Below are 13,426 nucleotides of genomic sequence, written 5' to 3'. Positions count from 1 at the left end.
GTGTTAAATTGTAGATTTTTGGTTGGCTTATTGTTATTTGATTTCCTGATGTCCCATGCAGTTAAATATATTGGAAGCTGTGACTCCGCCTTGAATGTCGAGATTGGTAACTTCATCAATAACGATATTACCTACAGGGCAGCCCTCATTAAAAAGTTGTGCGTCGATTAGTAGTTCATTTGATTGAATATAAGAGTCCGAGAATCTGGAGACTGAGATTCCCATATTTGTATTTGTTCTTATGCCTGCTGTCGTATTATGATGAACTGATGCACTTGTTCCATAATCGGTATTGCTCCCAAACCAAGGTTTAGTTCCGACACTTAAAATTACTCCAAAATGTGAAGAGCGACTTGACCAAACTTTATTGTATGAGATATCGGTGCCAGAAAAATTAAACTTCGCATTGGAGTCAAAGTTCGATAGTTGATCAATAACAATTCCACCATATGCTGAATTCCCAGCGTTAACAATACTATTTGCATAAATAATAGATTGTTGGGTTGCGTTACCTGACCTAAACACTACGATTCCCACATCGGTTGCATCAATAATATGATTTCCCGTAACATAAGTATCTTCGCAGGCAACACGAATTCCATCGGTATAGACTCCACCTGAATAATGCTCTGCGCTGTAGGAAGTTATTAAGTTATTTAAGATACTTAAGTTTTTGCAAGGATTTAATTCTGCTGAGCCCCAGGAGGAAATATTTGCACCTCCTGATGAATTTGAAACTCTGTTGTTTGAAATTGTAATGTTGTCGCTAGTGTTTGTACCATTATAACGTCTTACGTGAATATTTAATTTCAGCCCATCTGGTGTGTAGCGATCCCATTGCCCATCAACCCAAATGCTGGATAAAGTGCTGCCAGACAAAGGGATAATCATGGCAGTGTTGCTGTTAGTATTTCTAATTAATCTTGCCATTTTAGCATAATGATCAGCGCTTGGGTTACCAATAGTAGTCAAATGAATGTTTTCTGGGATGATTATTGGCTCATTAACTAATACTACTGCACGCTCTTCAAGAAAAACAGTAGATCCTGGTAACGCATTATCCAATAATTTTTGTAGCTCCGAGCTTGTACCGCCGGAAAAATAATTATTGCGTGTTGTAGGTGGCTGGATTACAGGGTTTGTTCCCCATCCTTCCAGTACATTATTGCATAAAGTTACTGTTCTTGAATTGGACTCGGTAAATGCAACGTTGAGAGTATCCGTAACGAGTTGACTCCAAGATGTTCCGCTATTTAGATTTTTAAGGTCTCTAAGGTAGTTTCCAAGAAGTGGTTCCATGCTATATACGCTACGGTGAAGAATTAGAACTTTATCTTCATAGCTATAATTTTTATTTATGAATTCATCAGAGGTCAAAAATCCATATGCAATTCCTCGCAGTCTTGGTGCGTTACAAGCATTTTCAGAAAAGTGTATGTTAATGTAATGATTCCACCCATTTGTATCTGGAGATCGACCTAGTACTTCAGAGTATAATTTTGCAATCCATTGTGTTGGTACATCAGCGATTGCGTTATTAGTAGAAAGTAACATGATAAGTAAGGCGCAGGTCTTTTTTGTCACTTATATTCCTTAGATTAATTCCATTTTCTGTTGAATGGTAAAGTATAAGCTAAATCGACAGCATAAACGACACGCGCCGGTCTATCAAAAATTCCAATTAGTTCCAGTAATTTTACACTTTTCGTGGTAGGGTATTGATGTGAAATATCGCATCATCAATATAGCTCTTTGACGGTTTGCCAATTCTCATTCCTTTCGGAAAAGAGTATGGTTTTATTCTACCGTGTGCGGATATACCAAAATATATTCATTTGGCTAGATCCTTGCACTTCTTTCCACTCATCAAGTCAGACAGACACATGCCGAGCTGCAGAGCAGAAGAGTTTGCTACGATAGGTGGCGAAAACCAGGTACAAGAAATGGCCAATAAGAATACGTGCTATTTTTCATTTAAATATTCTTAAGAGCTTAATTCAGCCTAATTTTTTATATGGTGATAATTACGGCCACTAATATCCTGATTGCTATTTCAGAGGTGGCTTTACATCAGTTTCTGAAAAGTAAGCTAAATCATCGGCTTAAATTAATTGGTACTGATGTAATATTTTAGATGGTGGTCATGGTAACCACTACTCTAATAGTCACGTGTTGGCTTAAGATATTGATCTCAATTATTTTTTCTTGTATCTGGCTTGATCCAGAAATAACAACCACAAAGAGCTAAAAATCTTGGTCAAATTGATCGCTTATGTGAAAAGGATCTGAGTTATTCAGGTGCTACAGCAATGGTTATTATTAAGCAGAATGGGTGGCCTTGAAAAAGAGGGTGTTGAAAATTTTGAGGGCTGTCTACAAGCGGTAGGTTAGAACCCTATACTGTTTGAGACTACAACAAACCTTGTGTAACTAGGGCTATAATTACTTTGGCTATCATAAGTTGATTTCTACCAGCTTAAGTCACTTGATTTAAATGCTGGGTTTTAAGCCCTCCATCCTCACTGATTCATCATTAACTTAATAGCTGCCACCAAAAAATAATTTTGTTGTTTTTTTGAGCACCGCACCGCTTCTCATGTCACTAAGTTCAAATCCCTGCAGATAAAACTACTACGCCCCCCTGAAGGGGGATGTGTGCGTTAGTACCATTTCTTTACTCTGCAATAGGTCACACCCCAGAGAGGGTGGGCACTTGTGTCAGAGTCGCTAGGTTAGAAGCACTCTTTGAGTTAGGTATAACAACAATAACTAGGTTGATCTATTTCCTTGCCTGTCATCCTCTGGCAATCATTTGCTCACACGGATACCAGCTTTTCGCTTGGATGTATCTTGCTGCTGAGCCTAGCCGTGATGCCTGGCAATTTGAACCTCATATTGACTGTTGTGCCCTTGGCTTCTTTTACCTTTGTCGGAAGAACCTTTCTCAGGTTCAGAGCTTGCTATTTCTCAACCGGTGACTTTGGTATTCAAATCCAGGAAATCTAGTCTCCTTGATTCGCTCATTGTGTGATTGAGGGCTCAGATACCTGGCTTTTAAAAAATAACAGCGAAAAGATGACTAAGAGAAAGCAATAATGAACAGTTCATTTCCCCTAAAAAGGCTACTGGCCAGTACAGGCCTTGTAGTTGGTACACTATCAAGTGCCCACGTTAATGCCGGTACCGCTTTTGTGCATTTATTCGAGTGGAGCTGGAATGATATTGCCAGTGAGTGCGAGAACTTTCTCGGGCCTAAGGGTTTTGATGCGGTACAAGTATCTCCACCCAATGAGCATATTAGCCTGTCCACCTGGTGGGCGCGCTATCAGCCAGTGACTTATACCAACTTAACCAGTCGCAGCGGTACTGAGCAGGAACTGCAAAGCATGATCAATCGTTGTCATGCAGCAGGTGTAAAAGTCTATGCCGATGCGGTAATTAACCATACGGCGGCCTGGAATGGCGGTGGCACCGGTTGGGGAGGCACTCAGTGGACCTTGCTGGACCATCCGGAGTTTTCTGATAACGACTATCACTCCGATTGCACCATTAATAACTACAATGATGCTAATCATGTGTGGAGCTGTTGGTTGAGTGGTTTGCCAGATTTGGATACTGGCTCCAGTTATGTGCAGGGAAAACTCGCTGGTTACCTGAGTAAATTAAAAGGCATGGGAGTTGATGGCTTCCGTATTGATGCCGTCAAGCACATGTCCCCCGGTGATTTACAGGCAATTGTGAATCAAGCTGGCAACCCCTGGGTATTTTCAGAGGTTATTGGTGCTGCCGGTGAGGCCTCAGAAATCCAGCCTTACAATTATACTTTTCTAGGTCGGGTTACTGAATTTAAATATGGCACCGATGTAGCCAGCAACTTTAACGGTCAGATTAAAAATCTTGCCACTATTGGTGAAAGCTGGGGACTGCTCTCCTCCAGTGATGCCGTTCATTTTATTGATAATCACGATCGCGAGCGGGGCCATGGTGGCGGTGGGAATCTGACTTATCACGATGGAGCCAAATACAATCTGGCCAATGTCTTTATGCTCGCTCACCCCTATGGCTACCCCAAGGTAATGTCCGGGTATAACTTTACCGATACCGACATTGGCCCTCCCAGCAGTGGCCCGAATAACTGTCAAAATGGTGCCTGGGTCTGCCAGCATCGCTGGGGCAATATCGCCAATATGGTAGGTTTCCGTAACTATACCAATGGCACCGCCATGAATAATTGGTGGGACAATGACAACAACCAGATTGCCTTTGGCCGTGGCGACAAAGGGTTTGTGGTGATCAATAATGAGGGGGGCTCTCTGAACCAGATGCTCTACACCGGCATGCCTGCAGGGGATTATTGCAATGTGTTGGCGGGCGATAACGAGTGCAGTGGCGATGTGATTACTGTAGATAGTAGCGGCTATGCCACCTTTAATGTCGCTGCTAACTCTGCCGCGGCAATTCATGGTGGGCAATTGGCGACGCCTTGTGACGATTGTGCTGAACCTGGTTTCCCCAGCCTTTACTTTCGCGGTACCGCCAACAACTGGGGTAGTACAGCATTCGAACAAGTGGGCGATAATACCTGGCAATTAGTTGTGAACTTTGATGGTCAGACGGACCAACGCTTTAAGCTGGATATTTATGGTGATTGGACAGAGAACTACGGCGATGATGGTGCCGATGGTACTTTGGATAAGACCGGTGCAGATATTTATACCTCTGTGAGCGGTAATTACCGAATCGAAGTCAACGACCAGAGCCTGAGTTACAGCCTAACTGAAGTTTCCTCACAGCAGGCACCGGTTGCGGTTGTCACTCCCTCAGCAGTTACCGTTACGGTCAATGAAAGTATCACGTTGGATGCCAGCGCTTCTAACGATACCGATGGCAGTGTCGTGTCTTATAGCTGGAGTAGTGGAGGCAGCAACGCTAGTACCTCCCTGAGTTTTGCCAACGCTGGAACCTATACAGAAACCGTAACGGTAATGGATAACGATGGCCTGACTGACAGTGCCACTGCGGCCATTACTGTGACTGATCCCAACGGAGGTTATGCACAGAACTTCACGGCACTGCATTTTCGGGGAACGCCCAATAGCTGGGGCACCCAGGCCATGACTCTGATGGCGGATAATATCTGGCGTACTACGGTTGTATTTGATGGCAGTAGCAACCAGCGTTTTAAATTTGATGTAAGCACTAACTGGGATGAAAATTACGGGGACAACAATGCCGATGGTTCTCTGGAGCAGGGAGGCAATGATATTTATACCAATGTGGCTGGTACTTATCTTGTTGAAGTGAATGATAAAACACTCAGTTATACCCTGACTTGTGTGGATTGCGGCAGCCATGCCTCTAATTTTTCCTCTCTACACTTTCGTGGAACGCCAAATAACTGGGGAGCTGAGGCTATGCAGTTAGTGGCGGACAACCTTTGGGAAATTTCAGTTAACTTCGATGGTCAATCCCAGCAGCGTTTTAAGTTTGATGTGAGTGGCGATTGGAGTGAAAACTATGGTGATAGTGACTCTAATGGAACTTTGGAGCAGGGTGGTTCTGATATTTACACCTCCGTTACAGGGAACTATAAGGTGCAGATGAATGATCAGACCTTGATTTATAGTCTGGTAGCCCAGTGAATATTATCTAGTATTGATACAGAAAACCCGGCTTCGATCCGGGTTTTCTGTAATAAAAGACTGTATTTGCTAGTCAATTGTCAAGTTTGAAGATATGGCCTTCAAAGGGGAGAAGATTAAGGGTTATTCTGCCTTGGCCGTTTTGGATAACCAGCTGTTGCTTCGCATTGTTGATCTGCCCTTCTAATGCATAGCTGCCGTCTTTCAGTTTCCACTGTTTAAGTAGCTCATTGGGGATCAGCAGTTCGAATTTGCTGGCCTCTCGATCAAAATTTGCAACGATCAAGAGTTTTTCTGTTTTATTCCAGCGCGCAAAAGAAAATTGTTTTTCCCCATAGCCGCTATCCTGTTTGCGGTTGTAGCTGTGCAAGTCTAGATAATCGCCAAGTAAGGCCGGGCTCTGTTTGGAGAAATTAAGCAGGCGCTGGTAGAAGCTGCGCAATTCTTTTTCTTCTTTTGTCAGCAGAGCAGTGTCAAAAGCGCCCTCATTATTCCAGCGGCGCACACTGGGTACTGACCAGTAGTCGAAAATGGTGGTGCGGCTGGCTTTACCGAAGCCGGCATCTTTGTTGGCGGGCTCTCCTAACTCCTGGCCAAAGTAAACCAAGGTAGGGGCTGGAGAGAGCGCGGCAGACACCAGCATTGCAGGTTTGCCAGCCTCTGGGTTGCCAGAAAATTGTGGGCTGGCAATACGCTGCTCGTCGTGGTTCTCAATAAAGCGCAACATATGAGAGGAAATATCTACCAGGCTTGCCTGTACCTCTGCGATTTTATCTGTGCTGCCCTTGTTCTCCATGACCGCACGAATAGCGTCGTAAGTGCCGACTTTATCGTAGAGGTAATCCATTTTGCCCAGATGCAGATAGTCCCGGTAGCGCTCTGGAGTATAGATTTCGGCAAGTAACAGTGTGTTGGGGTTGCGCATTTTGATGGAGGAATTCAGGTAGCTCCAGAATTCTACCGGTACCATACCGGCCATATCATAGCGGAATCCATCCACGCCAAAGTCCAGCCAGTAGTGGGCGATATCGCGGAATTTTTCCCAGGTGTCCGGGACTTTCTTGTCTGCCCAAAACTGGGCGTGGGCCCGGTAGTCACGCTCGGCATATTCCTGGGGTAGCTCAGAAAAATTCTTGCTGTCATCGGGACGAACGCCAAAATTAATTTTGACGGTTTCATACCAGTCGTGCATGGCAGGTTGTGCACGGCGCGCGCCATTACCGGTCCATTTCGCTGGACTCTCTATAAACTGCCCATCGACAAGATCATTGGCTTCGCCATTGAGAGGCTGATAACTGTCTTCTGCAACGGGCACGCGGAAGTCTTCTCCCACCACATAGTAGAAATTGTTGTTGCGGGCGTAGGTGACCTGGGTGTTGTCGCCAGCTCCAAAATCCTGTGCGCCTTGGGGTTTATCGAGAGAATGATAGGCGCGGGCTACATGGTTGGGCACTATATCGATAATCACTTTCAGACCGGCCGCGTGGCTGCGTTCCACCAGTGCACGGAATTCCTGTAATCGCTCTGCTGGGTTATTGGCCAGGTCCGGGTTTACGCTGTAGTAATCCTTGATGGCATAGGGAGAGCCGGCGCGGCCTTTGACCACATCTGGATCATCGTTACTGATACCGTATTCCGTATAGTCGCCAACGAGCGCGTGGTGTAGGGCGCCGGTGTACCAGATATGGGTGGCGCCCAGCGCGTGGATTTCATTCAGTGCTTTTGGGGTAAAGTCGGAGAACTTACCTACACCATTCTCTTCGAGTGTGCCCCAGGGTTTGTTGGTGCTGTTAGTGTTGCCAAATAAGCGCGGTAGCACTTGGTAGATAACGGCTTTTTTCTCCGCAACTTTTTCAGCGGGTTGTAATTCTTCCGGGCTGCTCTCCTGGCTGCAGCCGGCAGTGCCGAATAGAGCAGCACCTAGTAATGAAGCCGAAATGAGTTTGGCAATAAACAGGGAATGTAACTTCTTCATTGTTTCCTGATGACTTTAAATTTTTTTGTCAGTGAACAGCGGTTTGCTGAATTATTGATTTTTGAGCACTAAATCCAGCGGTTCTTTATGCCAGTCAAATTTAACCAGCAGTTGCTGCTTGCGCTTGTTGTACCAGGCCCCACGGGGTGTCTGAGCAAAGTCTTTTTCACTGTCGAAAATAGGCAGGGACTTGCCGGTAATATTGAGCTGCACGGGCACTTGTTGCCAGTTGTGAATCTTTAAAGTGACCTTGCGGGACTCCGGCATACCGGTATAGCCCTCGCCTTCACGCCTAAAGGAAAAGGATAAACCCTGCTGTTTGTTTTCTGCTGAGAAATGCAGCTTCTCGTATTTGCCTTTTTCAAAAGCTTGCGCGGTAGCACCATCATCCTCATAAACATAGCGCTCAGATTTTGCTGCTGATGGGTGCGCGTAGTAATCCAAGGTCAGGTTTTTACTGGAGTAATCACGACTGCTGTGAATACCGTCAATGGTGGGAATAATGGCGCCGGCCCGCACCAGTACAGGAATAGTTTTCAGGTTCACTTCTACCAGGGCCTGATCGCCAGAATATTGTTCATCAGTCCAGTAATTGAACCAGGTGCCGCCGGGCAGTTTTACCGCGACCTCATCCACATCTTCTTCCACGACTGGGGCAACGAGGAAATCCTGACCCCACAAGTAAGCATCCTTGTAGTCCAGTAGGGACAGATCACTTTCGTTTTCGAAAAACAGCGGGCGCATCAACGGTATGCCGGTCTGGCTGTTTTCGAAGGCGAGGGTGTAGTTGTAGGGCAGCAGGCGATAGCGCAGTTTTACATATTCGCGCAGGATGTCGCGGGTGCGGCGGTCGTGGAAAACTGGCTCGGAAGCAATATGCTCCTGGGCGTGCGGGCGGTAAACCGGTTGGAATACGCCGTACTGTAACCAGCGGATGTAGAGTTCACGGTCAAATTTCTCACCACCGGCAAAGCCACCCAGGTCTGAATGGGTGTAGCCAAAGCCCAGCAAGCCCATACTCAGAGCCAATTCCACCTGGGGCTGTAAGCCACCCCATTCCCGAGCAACGTCGCCGGTCCAGGGGATCATGCCGTAGCGCTGGGAGCCGGCAAAACCGGCGCGCATCATAATAAAGGGGCGGCGTTCAGGGTGTTTTGCCGTTTGGCGTTCGTGTAGTAATTGTGCCCAGGCGTGGCCGAAGGCGTTGTGGATTTCATCGGCCATACCGATTGCGTGAACGGTATCGGAGGGGTGAACTTCCGGTTCACCCAGGTCGCCCCACCAGCCAGCTACGCCCTGTTCCAATAACCCGTCGTAAATATTCCAGAACCAGTCGCGGCCATCTTCGGAGAAGACATCAATCAAGCCGGTATTGCCGAAGTAGAAATCAAAACGCTTGGGCTCTCCGGCTAGGTTTTTGGCCAGGGCATTATTCGCCACGGCTTCCTGCCAGCGCTCGGAGGTGGAGAGGACAAAAGGCTCGGTCACCAGGATGGTATTGATACCGCGTTTTTTAAGGTCGGCCATCATCTTTTCTGGTTCGGGAAAGGCTTCCTTGTCCCAGGCCAGGTTGCCCATATGGCCTTTGATATCCGGGCCAAACCAGTAGAGGTCCAACACCAGGGCGTCCAGGGGGAAATCTTCTTCGGCAAATTTATCCACGGTTGCGCGGACTTCAGCTTCGCTGTGATAGCCAAAGCGGGAGGCGAAGTTACCCAAGGCCCAACGGGGGGGCAGGGGCTGTTTGCCGGTGGTGGATACATAATTTTCCAGCAACTGTGGATAAGTCTCACCGGCTACCACGATGTAAGCGGTGCGCCCGGCTACGGCTTCAAATTGCAGGATATCTTTTTCGTTTGCGCCCAGATCCAGGGTGCCGGTGGCAGAGTTGTCGAACAGCAGAATGTATTTGTTGCTGGACAGTACTGCTGGCAGGGAAAAATACATCTGGTTGGATTCGGTGGTGTATCCGTAATGGGCACGGTTATACAGTGGCAGGCGTTGACCGCGACGGTCCATCCCCATAACCCGCTCTCCGCCGCCCAGCAGTTTTTCCTCTGGCGACAGTGCGAAACGGAATCCGCGCATCGTCTCGGTGGCAAAGAAGCCACGCTCTTCACTCAGGATTTGTTCGCTACCGCGCAAGTACTCGATTCGGAAGGGAGACTTGTGGATGACTGCAGTAAGCGAGCCAGTGCGGTAAACGAGCTTGTCCCCTTTTTGCTTCAGCGTAGCCTCGGGTCGGCCGGCAGAATCGCTGGCCAACGCAAATGAGGGCAACTGCTTCAGGCCTTCGCGGCGATAGTGCACCGATAGCGCTGACGGACCAACCGGGGTGAGGGTGACCTCGCCCTCACTCGTCTGTACAGTTAGTGAGTCTTCGCTCATGGTGTGATCGTGGTAGTTGCGCTGTTCAGCGGCCAGGGATTGAGCGCTCAGGCAGAGTGTAGCTGCGAGGCACACCAGGCGCAGGAGTGGGAGTTTTAGGATCATCGCGCGGGACTTCAGTTGCTTGATTAGGATTCACTGGTTTTTGTTGGCCCGACGCGTACGCTGGGCCTGAGTTTATCCTAAAGCGCAGAATCTGGCCCGCATCCTCCCCGCTGGGGGGAGGATGGAGGTCTGTGGTGGGCGTGTCAGAATGGCAAAATAAGCATAACGAGAGATGCGGTGACCCTATGAGCCAATCAGAGCCCAATCCTATTCAACAGCCCCGTCTGCCCTTCTGGCAGGTATGGAATGTCAGTCTCGGCTTTCTCGGTGTGCAGTTTGGCTTTTCCCTGCAAAATGCCAATGCCAGCCGGATTCTTTCAGATCTGGGAGCGGACCTGCACTCTCTGTCGCTGTTCTGGATAGTGGCACCGCTCATGGGACTTATTGTGCAACCTATCGTGGGCTCGGCATCGGACCGGACCTGGAGTCGCTTCGGTCGCCGCAACCCCTTTATCCTTTTTGGTGCCATCGCCGCAGCCCTGGGGATGGCGTTTATGCCCAATGCCGGGATTGTGGTGGCGATAGTGGCCCCAATTATTTTCGGCGGCGTTATGTTGGCCCTGATGGACGCGGCCTTTAACGTGACCATGCAGCCTTTCCGCGCCCTGGTGTCCGACATGGTGCCATCAGAGCAGCGCACCCTGGGGTACTCGATACAGTCTTTGCTGATTAACATTGGCGCCATCTTCGGCTCCATGTTGCCATTCATCCTGACTAATGTGATCGGTCTGGAAAATACTGCCCGTGCGGGAGAGGTGGCGCCCTCCGTTATATGGGCTTTCTATATCGGCGCCACAGTGCTGCTGGGCAGTGTGTTGTGGACTGTGCTGCGTACCAAGGAGTATCCGCCAGAGCAGTACAATGCCTATAAAGGTCTCGACTCCGCGCAACTGGAGCGGGAACGACTGCAAAAAGCCCCACTGGCAAAGCGTTTGATCGGTTTTTTCCAACTGCTAATTAAAATGCCGCGTACTATGCGCCAGCTGGCCCTGGTGCAATTTTTCTCCTGGTTTGCCCTGTTTATTATGTGGGTTTACACCACGCCAGCAATCACTCAACACGTTTGGGGAGTGGAAGCCAAGTGGTTTGATCCCGCCTATCTGGAAAGTGTCAAAGAAATTCCCGCACATATCGCTGCCGCTAAGGGTGCTGCCGGTGACTGGGTTGGAATTATTTTTGCTGCTTACTCCCTGTTCGCAGCGATCTTCTCCATTGTCCTGGCCCGTTTGTCTCAGGTACTGGGGCGTAAGCTCACTTATTCCCTATCGCTGGCACTGGGCGGTTTGGGATACATCAGCTTCCTGTTCTTCCAGGGGGGCGATCCCACACAGGTGAATCTGTTGATTACAGAAGTTTCCGTACCCAGTGGCGCCCTGGGATTATTGCTACCGATGGTGGGTGTGGGCATTGCCTGGGCCGCTATTCTGGCGATGCCCTATGCGATCCTCTCCGACTCGCTGCCGGCGGATAAGACCGGTGTTTATATGGGGATTTTTAATTTCACTATCGCCGCACCGCAGATTGTTTCCGCCCTGGTAGCTGGCTTGATATTGAAAACAGTTTTCGAAAACCAGGCAATTTACATCATTGTTTTGGCGGGGGTGTGTATGTTGCTTGGCGCTATATCGGTGGCGCTGGTGAGGGAGAGTTCAGAACCCGAGCCCGCATTAAAGGCAACTACTACAGCTTGATAAAAAGTTGTAAAAGATTGTTAGAAAAGCCCCTGTTAGGGGCTTTTTTATTGCCGGGATTCCAGGTTTTCGCAAAGTTTTCGCATTTATGGGTCTACGGAATTTTATGGCAGCATTTTGACAGTCTGGTGTGAGCGTACCTAGACTGGGCGGATCTCACCGGAAATGAATTAACTTATGTCGATATTCCCTGCAATTGATCAGGCATTAGAGGCTTTTGCCAGTTTTGTCTGGGGTCCCCCCTTATTAATGCTACTCGTTGGTGGCGGCCTCGCGCTATTAATCTATTCTCGTGGCCGTCCCTACCGCCATCTTGGGCACAGTATTGGGCTTTTAAGTGGCCGATATGATGACCCCAATGACCCTGGCCAAGTGAATCATAGCCAAGCGCTATCCACAGCGCTTTCGGGAACCCTGGGACTTGGCAATATTTCCGGGGTTGCCATCGCAATTACGATTGGTGGGCCTGGGGCGATTTTCTGGATGTGGGTAACTGCCCTGGTGGGGGTGGCTACCAAGTTCTATACAGCGACGCTGGCGGTGATGTTTCGCGGTCGCGATGCCTCCGGGGAACTGCAAGGTGGCCCCATGTATGTTATTCGCGAGGGGTTGGGCCGACGCTGGATGCCGCTCGCGGTACTGTTTGCCGTGGCGGGACTCTGCGGTATGTTGCCGGTGTTTCAGTCCAATCAAACCACGCAGTTACTGCGCGAGTCTTTTGCTGAGCCCTTGGGTTGGGTAGCGCCCGGAGGTTCACTCACTTTTGATTTTGTTATTGGCTTATTAATTGCTGTTGCATCGGCCTACGTTATAGCCGGTCGTATCCAGCGTATCGGTAAATTCTCCGCAAGAGTAGTGCCGGGCATGGTGCTGCTTTATTTGGGCATGACCCTTGTGGTAATTGCCAGCTTCTGGGAGCAGGTACCGGCAGCATTTGCGCTAATTTTCTCTGATGCTTTCAGCGGTCAAGCTATTGCTGGAGGTACTCTGGGTTCGGTAATCACAGTAGGGGTGAGCCGGGGCGCATTTTCTAATGAGGCGGGTATAGGCACAGAGTCTTTGGCCCATGGTGCAGCGAAAACCCGTGAGCCCGTTCGAGAAGGCGTGGTTGCCATGCTGGGCCCCATTGTAGACACACTGGTTATCTGCACTTGCACTGCCCTGGTGATACTACTGACTGGCGCTTGGCAGCAGGAAGGGGATATTGCCGGCGTTACCCTGACTGCACAGGCATTTTCTCAGGTATTTGGGCAGTTTGGTCCAATTTTGCTACTGCTAATGGTCCTACCACTGGCTTTTAGCACCATCGTCACCTGCTGGTATTACGGTATGAAGTGCTATGTTTTTCTTTTTGGCTGCCGCTGGCAGGGCCTTTATACCGGGCTCTATATGATACTGATTGTATTGGGTGCGGTGGCTTCTCTGAGCGCGGTCAACAGCATTATTATTGGCATGTACGCCGTAATGGCTGTGCCCACTATGGTTTCCACATTACTGCTGGCACGGCATGTAAACCGTGCAGCGCATGCGTATTTCACCCGTATGGAAGTCGCAAAGCGGGAGGGGGCAGAGGCCTCTCAATAGCAGACGTTTTTCCAGGCAAAGAAAAAGGCGGACTTAATAGT

At 48.7% G+C, this 13,426-nt stretch carries 6 protein-coding genes; 3 read left to right on the top strand and 3 right to left on the bottom strand.

What is annotated here, in order from left to right:
- Positions 1 to 33: 33 nt before the first annotated feature.
- On the bottom strand, positions 34 to 1,584 hold the full coding sequence (locus tag ACJJIO_RS07460) for a hypothetical protein (protein WP_444910632.1): 1,551 nt from the start codon (positions 1,582 to 1,584) through the stop codon (positions 34 to 36).
- 1,511 nt (positions 1,585 to 3,095) lie between these two features.
- Between ACJJIO_RS07460 and ACJJIO_RS07455 the strand changes: the two genes are divergently transcribed.
- The gene (locus ACJJIO_RS07455) at positions 3,096 to 5,642 is read left to right on the top strand and encodes an alpha amylase C-terminal domain-containing protein (protein WP_444910631.1); all 2,547 of its coding nucleotides are present in this window, start codon (positions 3,096 to 3,098) and stop codon (positions 5,640 to 5,642) included.
- Between the two features lie 73 nt (positions 5,643 to 5,715).
- Here ACJJIO_RS07455 and ACJJIO_RS07450 read toward each other — a convergent pair whose 3' ends face one another.
- Positions 5,716 to 7,617, bottom strand: a complete 1,902-nt coding sequence (locus ACJJIO_RS07450) for an alpha-amylase family protein (protein WP_444910630.1) — start codon at positions 7,615 to 7,617, stop codon at positions 5,716 to 5,718.
- Between the two features lie 51 nt (positions 7,618 to 7,668).
- Entirely contained in the window at positions 7,669 to 10,110 is a 2,442-nt protein-coding gene (locus ACJJIO_RS07445; RefSeq protein ID WP_444910629.1) for a glycoside hydrolase family 31 protein, read from the bottom strand.
- A 185-nt stretch (positions 10,111 to 10,295) separates the two neighbouring features.
- Between ACJJIO_RS07445 and ACJJIO_RS07440 the strand changes: the two genes are divergently transcribed.
- Complete coding sequence (locus ACJJIO_RS07440) at positions 10,296 to 11,801, top strand: MFS transporter (protein ID WP_444910628.1); 1,506 nt, start codon at positions 10,296 to 10,298, stop codon at positions 11,799 to 11,801.
- 177 nt (positions 11,802 to 11,978) lie between these two features.
- On the top strand, positions 11,979 to 13,385 hold the full coding sequence (locus ACJJIO_RS07435) for an alanine/glycine:cation symporter family protein (RefSeq protein WP_444910627.1): 1,407 nt from the start codon (positions 11,979 to 11,981) through the stop codon (positions 13,383 to 13,385).
- Positions 13,386 to 13,426 lie beyond the last annotated feature (41 nt).

Source organism: Microbulbifer mixtoriginis (SeqCode), from assembly GCF_052467235.1.
This window is presented reverse-complemented; position numbering and strand designations above follow the sequence as displayed.

Excerpts from the sequence above, each read along its gene's own strand:
- ACJJIO_RS07435 (WP_444910627.1), top strand. The coding sequence starts at position 11,979 with ATGTCGATATTCCCTGCAATTGATCAGGCATTAGAGGCTTTTGCCAGT.
- ACJJIO_RS07440 (WP_444910628.1), top strand. The coding sequence starts at position 10,296 with ATGAGCCAATCAGAGCCCAATCCTATTCAACAGCCCCGTCTGCCCTTC.
- ACJJIO_RS07455 (WP_444910631.1), top strand. The coding sequence starts at position 3,096 with ATGAACAGTTCATTTCCCCTAAAAAGGCTACTGGCCAGTACAGGCCTT.
- ACJJIO_RS07450 (WP_444910630.1), bottom strand. The coding sequence starts at position 7,617 with ATGAAGAAGTTACATTCCCTGTTTATTGCCAAACTCATTTCGGCTTCA.
- ACJJIO_RS07445 (WP_444910629.1), bottom strand. The coding sequence starts at position 10,110 with ATGATCCTAAAACTCCCACTCCTGCGCCTGGTGTGCCTCGCAGCTACA.